The organism is Ruegeria sp. YTSA064 (assembly GCF_059610325.1).
Genome location: NZ_JBXWNK010000009.1, coordinates 55,944 through 75,305 on the forward strand (window position 1 = coordinate 55,944; position 19,362 = coordinate 75,305).

Consider the following 19,362-nt stretch of genomic DNA (forward strand, 5'->3'; position numbering starts at 1 on the left):
ACCCTCATTTCCCTCTTGACCCTCTCCGGTCCGTCGCTTACATCGCCTCTCACTCGTGGCGGAGTAGCTCAGTTGGTTAGAGCAGCGGAATCATAATCCGCGTGTCGGGGGTTCAAGTCCCTCCTCCGCTACCATTAAAATCAATCACTTACATTAACGTTGGTGCCGCTTGCACTCTCTGGCCTAGCTTCTGGGGGGACATATGGGGGACAAGGTACGCGATTTGATCCCTTCTGCCGGATTCGCACCCAAGTCCTTGTGAGAGACGAACCAACCCCCATTTTTCCGCCACTATAAAAAGGTGGCCCGAATATGGTGTCTTGCCAGGTTCACCGACTTAGAGTTGAGGTGGCTGTGTTTGGGCGCGAAACCTTGTTGGAGGTTGATCCCGATAAGGTAGGTGTTGCCGGGTGATTCAGCCTATGGTATCAGAGGGTTGTCTGTGGATCCCCGGATTTCGGATCTGGGCACGGGCACAAGGGCTCACCAACCCGACAAGCGGAGATAAGGGCGAGAGGCCGAAGGCTGTGCTGCGGTGGCTCGAAACTCGTTCAGAGAAAACTCATGATCAGACTACTCAGTTCAGCTGCCATCAAGTGTATTGCTGAAGGCGCTCATTTTACTTTAGTTTTTGTAATTTTGACGTGACCACCCTGTATCTGCGCTAAAGCGGCAATTGAGACTACGGGACCCTCAGTGCTCCTGTATACTTCTTTCTCTTGGTACCCCAAGACATCGCCTTGAAGTTGCTTCTTGTACTTAACGCGTACCGCTATGACGGAGGATTTGAGTCTGTGGATCAGCTCATCCTGTGCAAGCTTTCCGTCCACCCCATGAGCTATTGCCCTTTTCTTGATCGCATCAAGAGCGACGTCTAGTCCCTCATTCATCAGCCTTTCAATTATGTCTGCCGCCTGTTTCCCAATCATCGCTTTGCTCAGCTTATGAAGCTTACCTTTTAGGTACGTTGAATTCTTATACGGCCAATATGCCTTGCCAGAATGCACATCAATCTCGGCAATTAGCTGTGCTCCAGCCGCAGGGATCTCGTTTGGATTTGAACCAAAGAGTTGTGAACAGGCTTTTTTAATGTGGCCATTGAGAGGGCTATTGTCCGTTCCAGAAAACGACTTGGCTTGAAACACTTTTCGTTTCCCATCAGGCAGCTGGAAAGCAACGTCTCCTTGTTTGCCAAGGTCGGTTTCATCTGTTGAAACTCCACCCTTCTGAATTTGTCTGACAGAGATATCGGCCTCATGTTTGTAGCCTCTGATCTGGGACCAAATCTTAATCAAGTCCTTTTCGAGCTTGCCTCTGCTTGAACGTATTAGTGCTTCGCGGGTTTGATCTTGTTGTTCATGCGCCTCTTGTTCAGCCTGTGCGATTGTTTGCCAGTGTCCTTGTAATCCAACCAACTCGGCTATCATGTCATTTAGTCTCTCATGCGCGTTCACAGACTTCTCCTTTGGAATTGAAGCGAAAAGCACCTAATTCTTATTTCGCTTAGATTTCATTCGGCAAGCTATTTTATGAAACTGATCGAGACCGCCCAGTGGCTAGACTAACGCTATAGGCGGGAACCCGGTCGCTTTGCAGCAAGGCTACGGATATTCGCCAATTAGCAGGTTTTGACTAGAGACGAGGGCACCGAATTTGGCAGCAGGTATTACCGGCTTGTGGTCCAAAATAAACAATTCTAAAGCAGTGGTGTAACGGAGTAACTCCTATTGCAGAGACCGGTAATTTATGTCCCCGCTATCATCATAGGTTATAAAAGCCGCCATTCTTCGAACCTTTATATCCTTCTATCCAAGCGTCTGGTTCTCCATCGCTTCCGGCCAAATGTAAGTATGCATCGTGCTCCCCGGCCTCGCTATCGGGCGACATCGCAAGCTGGGCAAAGCGTTGACGATGTTGGGCTGTCTGCCCGCCAAAATAATCGAGTGGTCTAGTCTGCTCATTGCATCACCTGCGGCATGTAATTTGTTGCTATTTCGTCCATGGCTTTGGCCGCAAGTTCATCACCGAATTGCTCAGCCTCCATTTTCACCAGACGAGCTTTAAGTTCGGGCGGCAGTGGTTTGGAGCGGTCGCTGTGCAGCCAACGATAAACCTCTCGTTCCTCCTTTGCCCTCTGCATGCTTGCGGCAAGTATCCCGCTAAGTACTGGGTCAAACATCGCCTTTTGTCCGTCAATGGTCGTCTGACTTAAGGTATCATAACACCCCAATCCAGACAGGAACGCGAGGGGAACATCTGCACGTTATTTAAGAAATAGGTGGCTCTTTGACCACTCTTCGTCAGCGTAATTGCACCTCAACAGCAGTATTTTGTAAGCGACTAACTGCCCAAATCTATCACACAGTTTCGTTGCCACAATTTTGCCTCTTTTCAACCTAGGGTAGCTTCAGGCAAGCGGAGTTCGGTTGCGATGGTGGGCATTTCTCAGAAGGACATAAAAGTGGATAGCATTGTTATTCCGAGAGAACTTGTGGGGAAGCCTGCAGCAGTGTTCTTCCTGCTCAACGAAATCGAGCAACGAAAAGCAACTGTCAGGACCGTTGCCGCAAAAACAAGGTCAAAGGCAAAAACGGTAGTGTCGGGAACGGCGCAACCTCTACTTCTCACGGATGAGTTCTTGTTCGTTAATTCTCAAAGCAGTGCTGGGCTCCCGCGTCAGCACCGCACAGGCTGAGAGTAGCGGAATCAAGCTACGCTGTTACTCCGGTCACGAAATCACTTCGACCAAGCGTTAGCCCAATCTATCTGAACTGTTCAATGTTATCTGTAAGTGGATTTGGAGCCCCACCTCTCGCTTGGTAGATAGCGAGTGCTACTCCGGCCACAAAAATGAATACTCCGGCGCTTATGAGTATTGTTGCCGCTAAGCCTGTCCCAGCGATAAGGCCAATCGCGGTTACAATAGCGCCGGAAAGCAACACGTTAGTCGGTTTGTAGTCCTCGGCTCCTGCGTTCTGATTCAATGCACATCCTGAAGCAAGCGCTTCATTGGGTATGGACGCAATCAAGGTAGAACACATGCTAGTAGATATTAGATAAAGCATTTTTCTTCTATTCATATTCCAGCACCTCAAACACTCAATAATTCACTACCAACAAACCAGGATGGTGTTTCTTCTATTCCAATCGATTTCGCATAACTTGTAAGATTCTGAATAGCTAGTTTTGAAAATTCGAGTTCTGCGTTTTGGTTGCTCCAATTGGGTGGTTGCCTCTTTTTGATTCCAAATGCCACAGCAATCCTATCGATGGTTGATACGTCCTTTAGAACACCATTTTGTTCGTTTATTCTAAGCACGAGAATCGCAAGCCTGGGGTAATCGTCGTAGCTATTCATGCGTGCGTAGATATCTTCATCCAGTTTGTTTCTGGCCAGTTGAAGCGCAGTAAAATTGTTCTCACGTTTAAACGAGCTATCGTTGACTAGAGGTATCACTTTCTCTGAAAAAGAGCGTGATGAATACCCACACGTCGGGGACCAGAAGAACCGGACATCATTCTTAGATTGCTTTGGTTTTTCGAATGTGAAGGTAGGGCTGAATCGAAAATCTTCTTTTGTTGCTGGTCTGCCCAGTACCTCTTCAACATCATTGGGGCGGGTATTTTGATCTAACGCGCAAGCCCCCAGTCCGATTACTGCAGCCCCAACTAACGCCGTATTTACTTGAGTCACTGGTTAACCTCCCGACGACAACTATCCTTGACACTGCGCATTCGAATTGTTCTCACTCTCTAAATACCTCTCTAGTTCCGCAGCGACATCCTCCAAGCTAACATCCTCCGGATTCTCATTATCTGTATTTTGATCAAAAGGGCTTTCTTGTTGTTGATTTTGTTCGTCGTTAGATTGCCCTGATCTTGAAGAACCTGGAAGGCTGAACCCTGAGATACGCCCGGACCTTGATCCAGGTTCGGGGCCTCCCCACCTCACTGAGTAATTCCCATTACGGTCTATTCGTCCTGAAAAATTTCCAGAATAGTTTTCAGGAACACTGACAACAGAACCATCGGGAAGGGCGACGTTGTTATTCTCGGTTCCAGAGAAGTTCCCTGAAATATTACCATTTCGGTCAATTCGACCGCGAACAGACCCGGAGTCTGTCTCATCAGGAAAACCGGGAACCGGGTTAACCTCCATCCAACTCCCAGAAATTCTACCGTCTGAACTGATAGAGGCCGACCCGTTGGGGATACCAAAACTTTGAGCAAAACTAGCAGTACTAAATGCTGCAGCCAAAACGATTGAGGTCATCGAAAAAGGTAATAGTGCGCGAACCGAGTTAACCATTGAACCACCAAACAAAAGCATAAAAAACTATCCTAAAGCTACGAATAGAACGGCCAATGAGTCAACAATCTTTAGTTTTTCCTTTATATACAATTGAATAAGTCTTTTCTGAGTTGGTGCTCCTAGCCGACCAAAGCCATCGCGCACCCCCCATTAATAGCGGGCTGAATATGACGGGCTGTTTGTGCTATACTGTGCAGGCCTCCCGGTTCGGGAGTAGGGGAAGAACCCACCGTCTCACAAATGATTGAGAGTGAAGGTGGTGAGGGGCTGGATGATGAGGTCTTAGCCAGCCCCTCTCTATTGAGGGGGTAGGGGAGTTTTCAGCTAGGCACTTTCATCGAGCGACTATCGCAGTCATGAGCTTGAATGATCCTTCGCCACACAGGTCTGCCTCACCTTGAGCAAGTTCCAAATTGAAGGTCTCGGTCAACGGAACAATTAAACGGGCATCGAGAAGATACAACGACACTGCATCCCGAGCGCCGCGAGATAGTACGTTGTCAGCGTTCCAGCCCCAGCGGCCTCGCCCAGCACGGTCATTCAGCCAAGTGTGCATCTCATAGAGATTGTGGCCGAACCCTTCCTCGGGAACGAGCACACGAACTTTGATAGGGAAATACTTTTCATCCGCTGCTTTCTTCGGGGATCTGCTGCGTGTGGCCATTACGCCTCGATAACGTCGATTAATTCCGGCCCGTCATCGTCGCGACCAATCGGGGCGACCATGTGATAGCGCATCCGTCCTTCCCATTCGGTTCCAAGTTCCTGCGCTTCGTCGTGGTCAATCTCGCCCGTCATCCACGGCATCAGGTTTTCATTCGTCAGAATAACCGGCGACCTAGCATGGATGTGTTCGATTTGATGCAAGGCAGGCCGCGTGAGAATTGTACAGGTGTTCAGACCAGATGAGAGGCGCGAATAGAGGCCTGCGAAATACATGCATGGATCATTGGTATCCGTTTTGATAACCCATGGCTGCTTAGCCCCCTTAGGGCCTGTCCATTCATAGTAGAAGCTGGCTGGGATAATGCACCTGCTGCTCTTCCATGCGACTCGGAATGAGCCCAGTTTATGTGCCGTTTCTATCTTCGCGTTGAAGGTGGTCGGTTTCCACTGCTTAACGTCTTCCTTGAACCAGTGTGGCACAAACCACCAGCGCGCCGTAGAGCTTATCAGTCGGTCGTCGTTGATAAACGCCATATCCAGCATCTGAGTTGGCTTTACGTTCCAGCTCATGGACAGGTCTTGGGCGTTGGGGTCACGTTCAGTTGGGATTGGAACGCCGTTCACGATCCAGTTCTGCAGAGCGTAAAGCTCCGCCCATGTCATTTCGGGTCTGCCGAGTCGTCCGCACATTGAGCAAGCTTAGCAAACCAGGTGGAACGTGTGGTGAGCTTTTTGATGGTAGGTGACGAGACTAACGGCAGTAATGCGGACAAAGCCGACATCTGCAACGCGTGAACTAATGGCGGCTTTTACAGGACCTTGAATGGAGCCCAAAACTCAAACCGACATAAGCCACTTCTTGAAAATTCTAACCGTGACCCGTTCCTGATCGCCCGGTCGGCAGACGAAGTATAGTCCACGATTCAACGGAACATGACTTTCGCCGAGGCGGATCAATCGACCAAGTCTTAAATCCCTCTCTGCCAAGAGATGTCTTGCCAGCGCGACGCCCTGACCGTCAATCGCTGCCTCCAAAAGAACAGCGCTGTCTACGTACTTGATGCTCTGCGAGTTGATCCGATCAGCGCTCAGCCCAACTTGTGCGGCCCAGCTTTCCCATCCGACGTTGAAGGCATCGTGCAGCAATGGCAGGTCCGCCACTTCCTCGGCCGGCATTGGCAGCCGTGTGTTTTCAGCAAGGGACGGCGCGGCCACGACAATCAATTCCTCCTGCCTTATTTGCTCATGATATAACCCATCCCAACCGGGCTCCCCAAAACGAAGGGCAACATCAACTTCGGACGTATCGAAATCCGCGAAGGCGTCATTTGTGTCCAGCAACAATGCGATACCCGGATGTTCTTGCCGAAACGAACTCAGCAACGGGACAAGCCATTTAAGCGCCAAAGATGTGCTCAAAGACACGGTAATCGACTGGCGGTGATGTAGTCGCTTCACCTCTGTTACACCCAGTTGCAATGCGGAAAATGCCCCGCGTGTGGATTGATGAAGACGTTCGCCAGCCTTGGTCAGTTCAACGCCATTGGGGCGGCGATGAAAGAGTGTCACGCCAAGATGCAGTTCCAGCAACTTGATCTGACGGCTGATTGCCCCGTGGGTGACGTTCAACACATCCGCGGCCTTGGTCAGGCTGGAATGACTTGCAGTTTCGTCGAAAGCCTGAAGGGCGCGAAGGTGTCTGAGGTTTTCCGGCATGTGAGAAAAACTAACAACAATGTTCCCAAAACTCGATAGGTTCAATTGGTTCCTGATAGTTACAATGACTTCAGCTCATTAAATCTCACACACTGCATGCTCAAGGAAAGGAAACACTATGCCCGAACTCAAAGTCGCGCTGATGACAGGGACAGGACAGGGCATCGGCCGGGGATGCGCCATTGAGATGGCAAAGGCAGGCTACAAGGTCTCGCTGATGTCCCCCTCCAATCGCTCAGTTGAACTGGCTGAGGAACTTGGGGGCATTGGTCATCGCGGTTCTGTGCTGGATGTTGCTGATTTGCAGGCGATGATCGACGACACCATGAGTAAGTATGGTCGGATCGACGCCATTGTCAGCAACATGGGCCACGGTGGTACAGTGCCAGAAGCCATCAAGACGGTCGGTTTCGATCCTGATTTTGACGGGCCACTTTTGGAACTTAGCGACGAGCTGTGGCACGAAAGCCTGGACATGTACGTGCTGAACGTCGTCAAGCTTGCCCGTATCGTCACGCCGATACTGATCGAACAAGGCGGCGGTGCTTTCGTAAACATCTCGTCCATGAATGCGGTCGAACCACGGGCACCTTATCCCATGAGCATGTTGCGTGGCGCTCTGCACAGTTTCTCAAAGCTTTACGGGGATCGTTATGCAAGGCACAACATTCGCATGAACAACCTGCTCCCCGGGTTCTGTGAGAACGTGAACCTTTCAGAACGGGCGCGTCGGGAAATACCTGCTCAGCGGCCCGCAACATTCGAAGAAATTGGACAAGCGTGCGTGTTTCTTGCAAGCGAAGGAGCCCGATACATCAACGGTCAGAGCATCTTGTCCGACGGCGGGATGAACCGTGCAGTACGATAGAAACAAGGCGATGAAGTATGATTGTTAAGTCTCTCGAAGATATTCTCGGCACGGATCGAGACGTCTCTGGTCCGGGGTGGAATAGCAGAAGGTTGTTACTTGCCTCTGATGGAATGGGGTTTTCACTGACGGATACAATCATCACAAAGGGCACCGTGCTTGAGCTTGAATACACCCATCATTTAGAGGCGTGTTATTGTATCGAGGGCAAGGGCCAGATCAGAGCGTCTAACGACGAAACCTGGGATTCTCTTGAGCCCTTCACCCTTTATGCTTTGGATCAAAATGACCGACACCTGGTGCGAGCTACAGATACTGATCTGCGGCTTGTCTGCGTCTTCAACCCTCCGCTCAGTGGGCGTGAAGTGCACCGTAAAGACGGAAGTTACGCGCTAAGTGGATCCTGATAATGTCGGTGTTTCCGACAAAACTGTCGTTTAAGTAAAGTGCAGTAACGGTCGAAATGGGCTCAGAGCCGACATCCGACTAAACCGGAGTGATGACTTAGAATTCGTCACCTTCTGACAGTTGGTCTGCCACCCCCCCCCATTTATAGCGGGCTGAATATAGCGGGCTACATGTGGTATACTACGCTGGCCTCCCAAATTGGGGGATTCTCGTAATGACTCACAATAGGGCGAAACGCTTTGTTTCCCAGTTGGGAACGGTAAGTTTCACAATGAATCGTGGACACAATTTTGCCACAATGCGACCCTGCGAATGTGGGCGGCATGTCTTGATTTTAGCATTTTCTAGTTTTTCCAACTGGATTTGAGGGGGTTATCTAGTGCGGCGTGTCGCCCCACGAAGCCCTCGAAAGATGAACGAAAAAGCGGATTACTTTCTTAGAATGTCGCTCGACGACATTAGTTTCCATGTACCAGCCGAAATTAGAACACATCGCCGAGCTATCAAGGTGGCGCGGCGCGCCGTGATGGGGATTAGCGATTTCAATGAGGGGGTGCGAGTGGGGCGCGTCGCAAAGTAGGCTCACTTTTTACGCTCATGTCCTGCGAGCGCCTCCAAAGCGCGCGCCATCCGTACATGCTCGTTGATATCTTTCCTCATCTCTTGAGCTTCTCTGGTGCGCATACCGTGCTTGTAGGCCGGATTGGCTTTGCCAGGACCGTGACCACCGCCTGCACCGTGCATACGGCACACCGTCCAGCCTTTTACCGCAGGGTTTTTGCAGGGAAGTCCGGTGCGTTTTGACTTCGCCGTGCAACGTGGCGAGGCGTGAGCCCTTTCCATGGGGTTGGTGTTACCTTTTTTCATTGCCCCGCCCCCCGTGGTGGACATCGCCGACAATTGCCTGCCCGCCTTCTTTCACTTCAACCCGTTCAACACGAACGGTCTGATCCGTCTTTGAACGATACCGTTTCAACGTTTCAACTTGGCTAGTGAAGGTACGTGCCAGTTTGTTGAGAGCGCGTTCGGCTGCATCTTGTTGCGCGATATGTTTCGAATGATTCAAGCGCCGTGCCATTACCATTGTGGCTTGGTGTACTGTACCCATCTGAACGGCAAGCATCGCTTCAATTTGATCCTTTGGCTGAATGTTTGCGACAACAGACAGCACGAAGTTGGAAGCTGTGTCGGATATCGTCTTATCACCGTCACCGAGTGGGACGATGTGGCTCATGATGCCTTCATAGAAACGCAGGTCTGAAGATCCTAGTTCATGCATTGTCAGAGCCGCGCCCGACATGCCGTCCAAGCCCTCATGCTCAACAAAAACCTCTCGGGTTTCCTCGTCGAAATCCATGTTCAAAGCCGGTGCCCTGACTTGCGCGCGCTTGTCGGCACGCACAGCGTTGATGACGGCCAACTCTGCTTCAGTTGCTTCTCTCTTGCCGACTTCCAGATCCGTTCCTGTCGAGCCCGTGTCGTCCAAAGCGGGTTCATTCTCGGTATGCGTTTTCTGTTTGCTCTCGCTCTTCATTGCTCATGCCTCGCTGTGTTGGATTGTTGGTGCAGAAGGTGCCTGTTTCCCCCAGACCCCCTGGTAGATTAAGGATGTCTTAAATATTGCGACGGAGGACTTGCCGAAATCGGGTGTTTTCGTCGCAAATATTGATACGGCCCGTCGCATTTATTGCGTCGCCTCCGTTTTTCTCGTCGCAAAATCTACGACGGTCTCGTCGCAGTTTTTAAGACAGGGTTTTGTTTTTCCGCCCTTGCCTGTCGGGTTGTGAATCGGGGCTTTAACGACCGGGAAATCTGCCCCTTCAGACCACTGCTTGTACAATCTGCGGCCTGACTCCCCTTGCGCGGTGGGCAAAGAAATTTCGGTTAGTTCGAACAGCGGAGATGATGCGACGCCACTGGTGCCAAGTTTGGGCGGGCGGGTAACGGCAATGAAGCCTTTTGCCTGAAGCTCCCGGAACCCTTTGGCGGCGGTGTTGCAAGACACGCCTAGACGTTCAGCGGCTTGTCTGACGCTCAAGCAAATCTTGCCGTTGTTATTGTTGTCCGCTCCGTGCCATTCCAGCCTGAGCCAGGGGTACAGAGCCTGCGCAGAGGACGAGAGGGCCTGCCAAGCGGGCTCCTCCATCATGTTTCGCACCATCTTGGTCCAGTGTTCGCCACGGCGCTCGTTTTTCTTGTCGCGCCCCATCTATTCAGCCTCCGTCTTGCTGAGCGCATCAATGAACTCAGGCAGCAATTCCGCCTTGAAGGCGACGCCTTGCTTACCCGGCAGCATCTCTCCGTCCTTTGAGACGAAGAACACGCGGGTGTTTATGAGGTCATGCCCTTGAAAGCCGTCTCGGCTGACGCGGAATTCCTCACGACTGTTTTTGGGGATCTGGGTGATGAGGGCCATTAGCGGCTCTCCCCGTAGTACAGCGTTGCGACGATGCGTGCAGCGGCTTCTGAGAGGCCGTGCTTGCGGCGAAGGGTCGTTATCTGAAGGTCGCGGGTTCTCATGACGCCACTCCGCGTTCTGAAATCAGCTCGACCTGCGATACCAGAACATAGATGCCAAATTTCTGGCGTCCGGTGTCTGCATCGCCTCGGTACATCTTGCACTCGATATTCACGCCGTCATCGCGGCGCAGGGGCAGAACCTGATCCGACAGGCGGCAGTAGCTGGCCGCGTAGAGTGGCGACCGCATCAGTCCTTCAAGGACTTGGCGCTTGTGCTTGGATGCATGGATTTCGCGCGGTTCCTGACCCGGATCAGTCACCCGGTAAAGGGCAGGGGCCGTAAGGTTGGGAAGGTCTGCCCAGCGATAAACGCGAAGCGCGTTTGCTAGAGGAAGTTCAAAGTCTGGTTTCTGCTCAGTACTCATTTTCTGCTCCTTGGTTGTTGCACCAAGGGCGACAAACGGTTACAATCGCAACTATTCCACCAGCCGCAATTGTTTGCCGCCCGCGCCCTGTTCCTGGGTGCGGGTCTCGTTTAAGCGGCTGCCTCCTTTGATTTCGCCTCAAACCAACGGTCCAACTCGCTGTACTCCAAACGAGTAGCGCCGCCTATTTTGACGAACTTCAAAATCCCCGCCTTCATCTCCGCATACAGAGTTGCGCGAGACATGCCGGTATAGCGGACTGCGCCATTCACATCCGTGGCTCTGGGCCTAACCGTATGTTCTGTGCACAGTTCGATGTTATAGGACCTGATGATAGCATTTTCACCCATCTTGCTCACCTCCGTGTTGCTTCGATGAACACAGGGTGCCAGGCGTTATTCCCGCCGAAAACGTCGCGGAAACCCCGCCAATCCCGCCGTTTACAGCAATGGACAGTTTTTGGCGGGGTTTTTATTTTTAGGGGGTCTTGAGTGGGCGACCGGGCTTAGAGCCGTCTTCAGGCTTAAACCTTTTCCACAACTCTCTCTCACGCGTCCGAGGAACCCCGTAGCCTTTATACCATTCGTCTCGCTGGGCCTCGGTTGGGTTGCGCCCGGGGAATTGGTTTAGCCAGATTTGATAGTCGCGCTCAACGTCTTCGCGCAACAGGGTCGCGTTTCGCTGTGATTTCGTGCTGATATTTTTAAGCGCGATTATGAGCTTGTCTGCTTCAGTCTCAGGCAGAATTATTTGCTGCCCTTCGAAGGGTTCTAACTTCTCTGCAAAGTCTAAGGGTATTGGGTGCCCTGTCAGGTTGGCCTGATCCGTGGCAAACAGAATTAAGACACCGACAAACAGCTCAGGCTCCATCCCTTTTGCCGCGTCCCTAATCTTAGCGAGTGATATCACGCCTGAGCCTGCGTCTATGAACGCAAACTCCATTCGTTCACCCCACTGGATCATGCGCAGTAAATCAAGCGAGACCTGCACCGGCTGTTCACCGGGATTGAAAATCTCAACCGACCCAACTTGGCCAAGCTGATTGGAGAAATCTTCCCACCCGATGCCAGCATTGCGGTACTCGGTGGCAATTTCATAGAGGGATACATATCCAATAGGGTTAAACATTCCGCTACCTTCCTATCTCAATCACGTCGGCGCTTTCCTGCGTCACCAGTTTTGCCCACTTGTCCAATGCTACGGCGCGCTGATCCAGTAGCTGGGCCTGATTGTAAACGCGCCCAACTAGTGTCGGGGCCGATGACGTTGCCGAGTGATTCAATATGCGATCCACAACAGCCTCATTTTCCCCCGCATCAGCCATCTTTGTGGCAAATCCGGTTCGGATGTCATGTATCCGCCAATGCTCAAAATCATCCGGTAAGAGCTTGTCCAGTCGCGCTTTTGCCTTGCCAATCCCTGAAACAGGCGTGTCGCCAGTTGTGGTAAACACAAAGCCGGTATCGGTGTCTTCGGAATGAAGCGCCTTCAATTCTTTTAAGGCCGGTTCGGACAGGTGGGTTATGTGCGGCTTCTTGTTCTTTGTCTGAGATCCCGGCTTAGTCATTCGCGCTGTGTCGAATGTGATTTCCTCCCATTTAAGGCCCAGGATTTCCCCCCTACGCTGACAGGTAAGCAATAAAAGCCGAAATACCGGACCCCAGACAGGGCCCATCTGAAATGTAGCTGTCCAGATTGCCCGTATCTCGCCAATCGTTAGAACCCGCTCCCGTGCATGCTCGATTGTGGCCTTTGCTACACCGCTAGCTATATTCTCGGAGATGTAGCCGCGCACCCATGCCCAATTTGAAAACGCAGACAACGCAGCCCGAATACGATTAGCGTATGCCTTTCGGCCAGCCGACGCTTTTGCGTCTACGGCTTTTTGAATATCGCTTCGGGTCAATTCAGTGATTGGGCTTTCCAGATGCTCAGATAGGGATTGGCACAACTGGCGCAGCCTTTCGTCGCGCGTTCTGAGGCTGGATAGATGGATGGTGTCATAGATATCCAGCACCTGCGACACGTTCAGCGTTGATGCCTGCGTACGCTTCTTTTCGCGCCTCTCTGCCTCTGCGTTCGCGATGCGGTCAATTCCCTGCGCGGCTTCGGCTTCAATCTCCAACGCCATCTTGCGGGCTTCTGATAGACCGACAGGCTTGGGCCACCGGCCAAGCGTATGTTTGCGCTTTGGCCCGCCCTTTACCCGTTTTTCATACATCCATACTGCCTTGCCAGTAGAGGAAAGCCGGAACCTCAACCCTTTGCGCTCTGTGTCAGACACCTCAAGACGCCCCGTCTCGGGCGGGGTAAGGCTTTCAAGGTATCTGTTAGTCAATTTCTTCTTCATCGCTCTGGGGGACTCATGGGGGACAAAATCGACTGGATTGTGAAGGATGGTTATGGACAACAGTAGACAATAATTATCCGGGGGACAATATGATTAGCGTTGTAAATAAGGAAAAAAGCAGGTGAACACTAGATGGTCATGGACGCCAGCGGACTATAGAGGACTGCATTCAAAAATCTGGGGTAAACGGAATCATAATCCGCGTGTCGGGGGTTCAAGTCCCTCCTCCGCTACCAAATTCCCTTAACAATATCAGAATACTGGATGCATTCTGGCATCACTAGTAGCGATGACCCCTTGTTCTGGGTGACATTTTGGGTGACGGCTGACAAGCTTTGCACTGGTTTTCTTGCAAGCGGACATTGATGCACACCGCAGCGAAAGACTGCTCGGAGTCCAAAGCGGACCAGCACCAAAACCCGTAATGTTCTCGCACGGACGAAAATCTTAAACGTCGGTCAATTTTACCATAGTAGCAGGCTTGCTTTTTGCGCCTCGAAACCTTTTGGCGTCGGAAAAAGCGAGCGCATCCTGGCAACAAGTTCGATCTCACCATCCAGCATCTTTCGGACAGTGTTCAACCAGTTATTGAAGGTTTCAGATTCCCAATGATCCTGGACCGCGGCTTCGTTTCTGAACACTTCGTAGAAATAGAAACGATTTGGGTTTGTCTCATCCACCATAATATGAAACTGGAAAACTTCGGGTTCTTCACTGACAACATTTTGCGCTTGGAAGATGCTGGCGTCCAAAAAGGGCTGCCGATACTCAGGTTTTACGTTGATCACGAAGAACCCACCAAACATTGCATCGTCCATATTTGTCTCCCTCATTGACCAAAAAGCGGCGAAGGTCGCAAAACACACCTGTCCTGCTGGATAGCGTTAACCTACAGCACTGCGATACCCATGAACCTAAGCGGGTATCCTTTCTTTATCTGCTTCACCCCATCCTAGCGCGCGTGCAAGTTCGTTTGACATTGTGGTAAGTGTATGGCCAATCTTTTCTCGCTTCGAAGGTGTAAACACCCGAAGAGACGCCGTAGCGCCGATTGAAAGCGTCGCACCAACACCTGTCTTAGTCAGCGTTGTTGCGACAGAACTGATCCCGCGCTCGAGTTCTTCAACACACATGGCATACCCTTTGGCTCGAATGACATCGAGTTCCGAGGCCAGATCCTTAGGGTCTGTAATCGTGCGATCTGTGTACCGCTTAAGCTGCCCATCCAATCGGTCTTGAGACAGCAGCTCAGGCGACACGGCGGCGATTGCCTTGGCGCAAGAGCACGCGTGCATTGGTCGTTTGCCCATACCTGGATGAAGAAAAGACACGCCCGTCTGCGGCGTCTCCACATGAATAATCTCAACCCAATGGCCCCGTAGCCGAGACAAGAAAAACGCAGCGCCATAGTCGTTCGCGGCGCCAGAGAGGGCAGGCGCAATCACTTGCAAAAGAGCGGGGTCAGAGTGATCGCTCAACGTGATACGCTTTAGCCTAATCCCAATCGCGAACTCACCGCGGGTTGGTGATTCAAGGAGGCCGGACAAAACAAGGTCTTGAACCAGCCTGTAGGCCGTCGGTTTAGGTATATCGGACTGGGCACAGATATCCGCTACGGACGCACGTCCTTTTTGACCCACGATTTCCAAAATCAGCGCTAATCGTTCGAGATGCATTTTTCTCACTTTATGATAATCAAGTTTTCGATATACGATACAATTTAAGGAATCAAGGGAGGAGCATACGATGGATGGACAATGCTGTGGACCGGGCTTCAAGAGTCCGCAAGAAGCCATCAAAGCCCCCCGAGAAAAGCTACTCTACACGATCGCCATCTACACCGGGACAGGGATCCAGAAACCTGATTACCTTGCTACAGTGGATGTCGACCCTGACAGCTCGACCTATTCTCAAGTAATCCATAGGCTGGAAATGCCGGGGATTGGGGACGAGCTTCACCACATGGGGTGGAACGCCTGTTCGTCCTGTCACGACGACGGCTCGATGTCCCGCAAATACCTGATCCTGCCGGGCGTACGCTCTAACAACCTTCACATCGTTGATACAGCCACTGACCCGCGTGCGCCGCGGTTGCATAAGGTCATCGACGGTGCTGAAATCAAGGCCAAGGCAGATTTATCGGGCCCGCATACGGTGCATTGTTTGGGCTCGGAAATCATCATTTCCTTCCTTGGAAATGCCAAGGGTGAGGCTCCTGGAGGCTATCTGCATCTCGACAAAGAGTTCAACATCGTCGGTCGCTGGGAAACCTCGATGGGCGATATCAAGTTCGGCTATGACTTCTGGTACCAACCACGCCACAACGTGATGGTCAGTTCCGAATGGGCTGCGCCCAATACCTTCATGCCGGGCTTCGATCTGGAAGAAGTGGGCCATCTGAAATATGGGCGCGAGCTGCATTTTTGGGATTTCGAAAAGCGCGAACCGGTCGAAAGCTTCTATTTGGGTGAAGACGGGCTGTTGCCACTGGAAGTCAAGTTCCACCATGACCCCGACAGCACGCATGGGTTCTGTGGCGCAGCTCTTTCGACCAATGTGATCCATTGGTGGCAAGACGATGCTAAAAAGTGGCGGTGGGAAAAGATCATCGACGTGGAAAACGAGATGCACCCCGAATGGCCGATCCCGTTGCCGGGGGTTATGTCGGCGATCCTGATCTCGATGGACGACAAATACTTGTACCTGAACAATTGGCTACATGGAGATATGCGCCAGTATGACATCACCGACCCGCATAATCCCAAGCTGACCGGCCAAGTGTTTATGGGGGGCCTTTTGGGTAAAGCTCCGATCGTTAACGATGTCGAGGTCGCGGGTGGTCCACAGATGTTCCAGCTCTCTCTCGACGGACGAAGGCTTTATGTCACGACCTCGCTGTTCTCGACTTGGGATAACCAGTTCTATCCCGAGATCCGCGAAAAGGGCGGGGTTATGGTGATGATCGATTGCGACCCTGAAAACGGTGGTATGAAGATCAACGAGGATTTCATTGTGGACTTTGGCAAAGAACCGAATGGTCCATCGCGCTGTCACGAGAGCCGGTATCCGGGCGGTGATTGCACAAGCGACATCTGGCTATGACTATGTATACCGTGACGATCGCGAACAGAGATGGCGCGCAATACTGTGTGGATGCGCGGCGTCCACTACTGGAAACGCTGAGAGAACAGGGCGTCGACTTGCCCTTTGGGTGCAAGTATGGCGGCTGCATTACCTGCGCGGCAAAACTACAGACTGGCGCGATCGATCAACGCCGACAGGTTGCGCTGAATAATCGGCAAATCGCGAACGGCTATGTGATCCTTTGCGTGGCACGTCCGACATCCGACATCACGCTTGAGATCGGGGTCGAGAGCCATGACAAGCTGTACCGCAATCCGTTTCTCGACCCTCTCAAACCCCACGAACTCAAGGCTGACATTGCGACGCCGAAGGAAGGTTAACCGATGCCCGAAGCAGATATCGACCGCATCTACGATTACGACCCCAAATACCTCGCCGACATCCTGCAGTCGGTTAAAACCATTGCAATGGTGGGCGCTAGCGCGGACAAAACGAAATTCAGCTATGGCGTTCTGCGACAGCTGAGTGAAATCGGCTATGATATTCTACCGGTGAATCCTAACCCGAAAATTTCGGAAATTAGAGGGCTCAAGGTCTACCACTCGCTGGAAGAGATCGACAAACATGTTGATATGGTAGACGTTTTTCGCCCGAAGGAGGAGTTTTATGCCTTTGCCGAGAAGGCTATCGCAATCGGGGCAAAAGTTCTTTGGGGTCAAATCGGTGTGTACGACGACCAAGCAGCGCAACTCGCCGAAGCGGCGGGCCTTAAAGTCGTGATGAACCGATGCCCCAAGATTGAACTCTTCCGCCCTTTTTGGAAGCCGCGCCTGGACCTAAAGATATGATGGAAATTCGATTGGTAGCGGCCTCCTCAGCATCCAATGAGGGTGCCAATTGAGATATTGTGCTTACGGAAGAGAAGACAAGTAATCCTGTCACTTTACACAACCGCCTAGTCTAAAACCAAAAATGTCCGATTTGTTCGGAGAACCAAAGGCCGCTTTGTCCGCACAGCGGTCGTTCGACGTTAGCCAAGCGAATGTCCGATTTGTTGAGCTAAGCGAGATCAAAACTCACAATTCAGAAATTCCTTTCGGTGCCTACGGAAAACCTCACAGAGAGACTTGGGTGGACTTTTTGGGCTCTCTGGCGCGGCATGACCGCCTTCTACCGTCTTGTCTTATGCCTAGCATTTAGGATCGTAAAAACTAAGCTTGTTGACCGCGATAACGCGCGCACATCGGTATAGGTGGCATATATTCTGGTCCGAAAGATGATAGTGAGGAACTGTCACACAAAGGAATGACAGATGAGAGTTGCGGTTGCGAGATATCGGCACAGGAAGTTCGGCTTGCAGTTGTCGACCTGGATGACGAGGGCAAGGTGGAGATGCTCCGACCTAAGACCACAAGGATTGAACTCGAGGATGATACATCCGAGGCAGATCTGCGTTCATTCATGGCCGCGCTTGATGAGTTTGCTCGCGAAAACGAGGTTGGAACATTTGCGATCAAAACGCGCGCAAAGAAAGGCCGTATGGCAGGCGGTGCGGTCTCTTTCAAAATCGAGACTCTGATCCAACTTACAGAAGGATGTCACACTAGGTTCGTCAATCCAGTGGCTTTGTCCAATTTCGCCAAGAAGGAAGTGAAAGAGTATCCCGAGAAGCTGCCGGTCTATTTAAAGAACGCCTTTCTTTCTGGTGCTTATACATTGTCCAAGGGCTGATGTCTGATCTTGCCTATTGTGGCAGGAAGCCCATGTGTGTGATTCCATGCCCAGCGCTCCATTTTCCACCATTATCAAATGGCTACCTGCCACTGAGCCCTTTTTGCTTCAGGGTTTCCCAGTTTTGAGGGCATTAGAGAATGTTAACGTAGCGTGAACGATGCATTCAAATTTGGTTCAATCTCGTTCAAGTAAATTGGTATTGCTTGCCTCAATTTTGGCCAAGTGTTTATCCGACTATTTTTGGGGGAATATTATGTCAAAATCCAAACTTACTATCATCAGCTTATTAGCGGCGACCATGGCTTTCTCTGTGCCTGTTTACGCCGAGGACGTACCTGATGACCCTGACCCGCCTACCCAAACGAAGAAAGGGGATAACGGCTGGGGCAACGGTGCCGATACCACAAATGCAGGGAGTTTCTCAGGCGGTACAAGTTCGTCAAAGAGCACAAACGGAGGCTCGCGGGACGATAGAAACTATCCTTCGGCGCTTGATAGGTTCGAAGGACGGTAATACAGCCGGAATTGAGAATCATTGTGGGCGGCGCTGGCCGCCCATTTCACGTCTGACCGGACCAATTTTGCAGGAGCAGCCAGTGTTTACGCTGGCGACCCAAATCTCAGAATACTCCAGCATTTCGGATGTGGCTCTGTGTAGCGCCATCAGAGCACAGGTCGCCCACATAGAGATGTCATAGTCTGAATTGGAGCGTTTAGGCGGGCTACCGATGAGGAGACGGAAGTCCGGCGTAGGCGCCGTGAAGATTTCCCTTTGGCTTTAATCCCTCTCCGAACTCTTATCTTACCACCGCATAGCATCATTGGTGAAGCTTGCATTTTTCTGCATCTTCTCCCGAGAATACGTCCCTACTAATCGGTTGTAGCACCGCCATCAGATTAGATGTCCCGATGGTCTAAATTTGTCGGTCCCCCAAGCTAGAAAAGGCATATCTCTCAATCGCCAAAAGCCAAATTTCCCCATGCCGTTTGCTACGCCACGTTGGCAGCAGATTTGCGTGTGTGCGCAGGGCGGCTTCGCGACACGTCAGCGTTTCCCGTTTTCTGACGGTATCCGGATTGCTGCCAGACCGAGCCACTTTTCTTTACTCACGCGCTAGCTCTCCGGCCTCGGACAGCCTGACCAACAAGGCGGAGCCCAACCCTAGGTCTCCTCTTTTCCCGTATACGACAGTCCTAAGTATCCAAGACTTACCCTCGGCTTTGCCAATGCGCTAATACAGACCGCCTCCATCGCCATACATCCCCGGCTCTTAAAGGCTTTGAACTTTTCGTACTGTAAGAGAAGGCACCGTTTTTTCTGTCCCATCATTTGATCGAT

The 19,362-nt window shown here is 51.5% G+C and carries 24 protein-coding genes and 1 tRNA gene; 8 read left to right on the forward strand and 17 right to left on the reverse strand.

The features are described from left to right. Positions 1–57: 57 nt before the first annotated feature. Positions 58–134: transfer RNA gene (locus AC2FI7_RS14640), tRNA-Met, on the forward strand. Positions 135–614: 480 nt separating this feature from the next. Here AC2FI7_RS14640 and AC2FI7_RS14645 read toward each other — a convergent pair. The 7 genes from AC2FI7_RS14645 to AC2FI7_RS14675 form a co-directional block, all read right to left on the reverse strand. After that, positions 615–1,454 carry a hypothetical protein gene (locus AC2FI7_RS14645; protein ID WP_496833450.1) on the reverse strand — a complete coding sequence of 280 codons (840 nt, stop codon included), beginning with the start codon at positions 1,452–1,454 and terminating at the stop codon, positions 615–617. Positions 1,455–1,957: 503 nt separating this feature from the next. Next, entirely contained in the window at positions 1,958–2,140 is a 183-nt protein-coding gene (locus AC2FI7_RS14650) for a hypothetical protein (RefSeq protein WP_496833452.1), read from the reverse strand. A 951-nt stretch (positions 2,141–3,091) separates the two neighbouring features. Next, positions 3,092–3,694: a hypothetical protein gene (locus tag AC2FI7_RS14655; protein ID WP_496833454.1), complete on the reverse strand. Its 603-nt coding sequence runs from the start codon at positions 3,692–3,694 to the stop codon at positions 3,092–3,094. Positions 3,695–3,715: 21 nt separating this feature from the next. Next, complete coding sequence (locus tag AC2FI7_RS14660) at positions 3,716–4,330, reverse strand: hypothetical protein (RefSeq protein ID WP_496833456.1); 615 nt, start codon at positions 4,328–4,330, stop codon at positions 3,716–3,718. Positions 4,331–4,646: 316 nt separating this feature from the next. After that, positions 4,647–4,976 (reverse strand): hypothetical protein, encoded by a 330-nt coding sequence (locus AC2FI7_RS14665; RefSeq protein WP_496833458.1) that lies wholly within the window; start codon positions 4,974–4,976, stop codon positions 4,647–4,649. Beyond that, positions 4,976–5,668 (reverse strand): SOS response-associated peptidase, encoded by a 693-nt coding sequence (locus AC2FI7_RS14670; RefSeq protein ID WP_496833460.1) that lies wholly within the window; start codon positions 5,666–5,668, stop codon positions 4,976–4,978. Before AC2FI7_RS14670 ends, AC2FI7_RS14665 begins: the two co-directional genes overlap by 1 nt. A gap of 147 nt (positions 5,669–5,815) precedes the next feature. Next, positions 5,816–6,694, reverse strand: coding sequence for a LysR substrate-binding domain-containing protein (locus AC2FI7_RS14675; protein ID WP_496833462.1), 879 nt, complete (start codon positions 6,692–6,694; stop codon positions 5,816–5,818). Positions 6,695–6,812: 118 nt separating this feature from the next. Here AC2FI7_RS14675 and AC2FI7_RS14680 point away from each other — a divergent pair, with 118 nt between their 5' ends. Continuing rightward, entirely contained in the window at positions 6,813–7,562 is a 750-nt protein-coding gene (locus AC2FI7_RS14680; protein WP_496833464.1) for an SDR family oxidoreductase, read from the forward strand. 17 nt (positions 7,563–7,579) lie between these two features. Continuing rightward, entirely contained in the window at positions 7,580–7,969 is a 390-nt protein-coding gene (locus tag AC2FI7_RS14685; protein ID WP_496833466.1) for an ectoine synthase, read from the forward strand. A 583-nt stretch (positions 7,970–8,552) separates the two neighbouring features. On the opposite strand, the gene AC2FI7_RS14690 is transcribed toward AC2FI7_RS14685, so the two are convergent. The 10 genes from AC2FI7_RS14690 to AC2FI7_RS14735 form a co-directional block, all read right to left on the reverse strand. Continuing rightward, positions 8,553–8,837 carry a hypothetical protein gene (locus tag AC2FI7_RS14690; RefSeq protein WP_496833468.1) on the reverse strand — a complete coding sequence of 95 codons (285 nt, stop codon included), beginning with the start codon at positions 8,835–8,837 and terminating at the stop codon, positions 8,553–8,555. After that, positions 8,824–9,504 carry a hypothetical protein gene (locus AC2FI7_RS14695; RefSeq protein ID WP_496833470.1) on the reverse strand — a complete coding sequence of 227 codons (681 nt, stop codon included), beginning with the start codon at positions 9,502–9,504 and terminating at the stop codon, positions 8,824–8,826. The genes AC2FI7_RS14690 and AC2FI7_RS14695 overlap by 14 nt, the downstream gene beginning before the upstream one ends. Before the next feature lie 150 nt (positions 9,505–9,654). After that, the gene (locus AC2FI7_RS14700) at positions 9,655–10,179 is read right to left on the reverse strand and encodes a hypothetical protein (RefSeq protein ID WP_496833472.1); all 525 of its coding nucleotides are present in this window, start codon (positions 10,177–10,179) and stop codon (positions 9,655–9,657) included. Beyond that, positions 10,180–10,386, reverse strand: a complete 207-nt coding sequence (locus AC2FI7_RS14705; RefSeq protein WP_496833474.1) for a transcriptional coactivator p15/PC4 family protein — start codon at positions 10,384–10,386, stop codon at positions 10,180–10,182. Between the two features lie 100 nt (positions 10,387–10,486). Then, a complete protein-coding gene (locus AC2FI7_RS14710; RefSeq protein WP_496833476.1) occupies positions 10,487–10,855 on the reverse strand; it encodes a hypothetical protein in 369 nt (122 codons plus the stop codon). 110 nt (positions 10,856–10,965) lie between these two features. Continuing rightward, positions 10,966–11,205, reverse strand: coding sequence for a helix-turn-helix domain-containing protein (locus AC2FI7_RS14715; RefSeq protein WP_496833478.1), 240 nt, complete (start codon positions 11,203–11,205; stop codon positions 10,966–10,968). A gap of 127 nt (positions 11,206–11,332) precedes the next feature. Then, positions 11,333–11,983, reverse strand: a complete 651-nt coding sequence (locus AC2FI7_RS14720) for a hypothetical protein (protein WP_496833480.1) — start codon at positions 11,981–11,983, stop codon at positions 11,333–11,335. Between the two features lie 4 nt (positions 11,984–11,987). Continuing rightward, entirely contained in the window at positions 11,988–13,205 is a 1,218-nt protein-coding gene (locus tag AC2FI7_RS14725) for a tyrosine-type recombinase/integrase (RefSeq protein ID WP_496833482.1), read from the reverse strand. Positions 13,206–13,669: 464 nt separating this feature from the next. Continuing rightward, the gene (locus tag AC2FI7_RS14730) at positions 13,670–14,023 is read right to left on the reverse strand and encodes a putative quinol monooxygenase (protein WP_010437910.1); all 354 of its coding nucleotides are present in this window, start codon (positions 14,021–14,023) and stop codon (positions 13,670–13,672) included. A gap of 96 nt (positions 14,024–14,119) precedes the next feature. Continuing rightward, a complete protein-coding gene (locus tag AC2FI7_RS14735; RefSeq protein ID WP_010437911.1) occupies positions 14,120–14,881 on the reverse strand; it encodes an IclR family transcriptional regulator in 762 nt (253 codons plus the stop codon). A gap of 70 nt (positions 14,882–14,951) precedes the next feature. Between AC2FI7_RS14735 and AC2FI7_RS14740 the strand changes: the two genes are divergently transcribed. The 5 genes from AC2FI7_RS14740 (at position 14,952) to AC2FI7_RS14760 (ending at position 18,537) form a co-directional block, all read left to right on the forward strand. Continuing rightward, positions 14,952–16,307, forward strand: a complete 1,356-nt coding sequence (locus AC2FI7_RS14740; protein ID WP_010437913.1) for a selenium-binding family protein — start codon at positions 14,952–14,954, stop codon at positions 16,305–16,307. Next, complete coding sequence (locus AC2FI7_RS14745; RefSeq protein ID WP_010437915.1) at positions 16,304–16,669, forward strand: 2Fe-2S iron-sulfur cluster-binding protein; 366 nt, start codon at positions 16,304–16,306, stop codon at positions 16,667–16,669. Before AC2FI7_RS14740 ends, AC2FI7_RS14745 begins: the two co-directional genes overlap by 4 nt. 3 nt (positions 16,670–16,672) lie before the next feature. Further along, positions 16,673–17,137 carry a CoA-binding protein gene (locus tag AC2FI7_RS14750; protein WP_010437917.1) on the forward strand — a complete coding sequence of 155 codons (465 nt, stop codon included), beginning with the start codon at positions 16,673–16,675 and terminating at the stop codon, positions 17,135–17,137. A gap of 457 nt (positions 17,138–17,594) precedes the next feature. After that, positions 17,595–18,020, forward strand: a complete 426-nt coding sequence (locus AC2FI7_RS14755; protein ID WP_010437920.1) for a DUF3010 family protein — start codon at positions 17,595–17,597, stop codon at positions 18,018–18,020. A gap of 256 nt (positions 18,021–18,276) precedes the next feature. Continuing rightward, complete coding sequence (locus AC2FI7_RS14760) at positions 18,277–18,537, forward strand: hypothetical protein (protein WP_139056590.1); 261 nt, start codon at positions 18,277–18,279, stop codon at positions 18,535–18,537. Positions 18,538–19,362 lie beyond the last annotated feature (825 nt).

What these genes read in the sequence shown, in the direction of transcription:
- AC2FI7_RS14650 (WP_496833452.1), bottom strand. Translation starts at nt 2,140, where the DNA reads ATGCAGAGGGCAAAGGAGGAACGAGAGGTTTATCGTTGGCTGCACAGC.
- AC2FI7_RS14660 (WP_496833456.1), bottom strand. Translation starts at nt 4,330, where the DNA reads ATGCTTTTGTTTGGTGGTTCAATGGTTAACTCGGTTCGCGCACTATTA.
- AC2FI7_RS14665 (WP_496833458.1), bottom strand. Translation starts at nt 4,976, where the DNA reads ATGGCCACACGCAGCAGATCCCCGAAGAAAGCAGCGGATGAAAAGTAT.
- AC2FI7_RS14670 (WP_496833460.1), bottom strand. Translation starts at nt 5,668, where the DNA reads ATGTGCGGACGACTCGGCAGACCCGAAATGACATGGGCGGAGCTTTAC.
- AC2FI7_RS14675 (WP_496833462.1), bottom strand. Translation starts at nt 6,694, where the DNA reads ATGCCGGAAAACCTCAGACACCTTCGCGCCCTTCAGGCTTTCGACGAA.
- AC2FI7_RS14680 (WP_496833464.1), top strand. Translation starts at nt 6,813, where the DNA reads ATGCCCGAACTCAAAGTCGCGCTGATGACAGGGACAGGACAGGGCATC.
- AC2FI7_RS14685 (WP_496833466.1), top strand. Translation starts at nt 7,580, where the DNA reads ATGATTGTTAAGTCTCTCGAAGATATTCTCGGCACGGATCGAGACGTC.
- AC2FI7_RS14690 (WP_496833468.1), bottom strand. Translation starts at nt 8,837, where the DNA reads ATGAAAAAAGGTAACACCAACCCCATGGAAAGGGCTCACGCCTCGCCA.
- AC2FI7_RS14695 (WP_496833470.1), bottom strand. Translation starts at nt 9,504, where the DNA reads ATGAAGAGCGAGAGCAAACAGAAAACGCATACCGAGAATGAACCCGCT.
- AC2FI7_RS14700 (WP_496833472.1), bottom strand. Translation starts at nt 10,179, where the DNA reads ATGGGGCGCGACAAGAAAAACGAGCGCCGTGGCGAACACTGGACCAAG.
- AC2FI7_RS14705 (WP_496833474.1), bottom strand. Translation starts at nt 10,386, where the DNA reads ATGGCCCTCATCACCCAGATCCCCAAAAACAGTCGTGAGGAATTCCGC.
- AC2FI7_RS14710 (WP_496833476.1), bottom strand. Translation starts at nt 10,855, where the DNA reads ATGAGTACTGAGCAGAAACCAGACTTTGAACTTCCTCTAGCAAACGCG.
- AC2FI7_RS14715 (WP_496833478.1), bottom strand. Translation starts at nt 11,205, where the DNA reads ATGGGTGAAAATGCTATCATCAGGTCCTATAACATCGAACTGTGCACA.
- AC2FI7_RS14720 (WP_496833480.1), bottom strand. Translation starts at nt 11,983, where the DNA reads ATGTTTAACCCTATTGGATATGTATCCCTCTATGAAATTGCCACCGAG.
- AC2FI7_RS14725 (WP_496833482.1), bottom strand. Translation starts at nt 13,205, where the DNA reads ATGAAGAAGAAATTGACTAACAGATACCTTGAAAGCCTTACCCCGCCC.
- AC2FI7_RS14730 (WP_010437910.1), bottom strand. Translation starts at nt 14,023, where the DNA reads ATGGACGATGCAATGTTTGGTGGGTTCTTCGTGATCAACGTAAAACCT.
- AC2FI7_RS14735 (WP_010437911.1), bottom strand. Translation starts at nt 14,881, where the DNA reads ATGCATCTCGAACGATTAGCGCTGATTTTGGAAATCGTGGGTCAAAAA.
- AC2FI7_RS14740 (WP_010437913.1), top strand. Translation starts at nt 14,952, where the DNA reads ATGGATGGACAATGCTGTGGACCGGGCTTCAAGAGTCCGCAAGAAGCC.
- AC2FI7_RS14745 (WP_010437915.1), top strand. Translation starts at nt 16,304, where the DNA reads ATGACTATGTATACCGTGACGATCGCGAACAGAGATGGCGCGCAATAC.
- AC2FI7_RS14750 (WP_010437917.1), top strand. Translation starts at nt 16,673, where the DNA reads ATGCCCGAAGCAGATATCGACCGCATCTACGATTACGACCCCAAATAC.
- AC2FI7_RS14755 (WP_010437920.1), top strand. Translation starts at nt 17,595, where the DNA reads ATGACAGATGAGAGTTGCGGTTGCGAGATATCGGCACAGGAAGTTCGG.
- AC2FI7_RS14760 (WP_139056590.1), top strand. Translation starts at nt 18,277, where the DNA reads ATGTCAAAATCCAAACTTACTATCATCAGCTTATTAGCGGCGACCATG.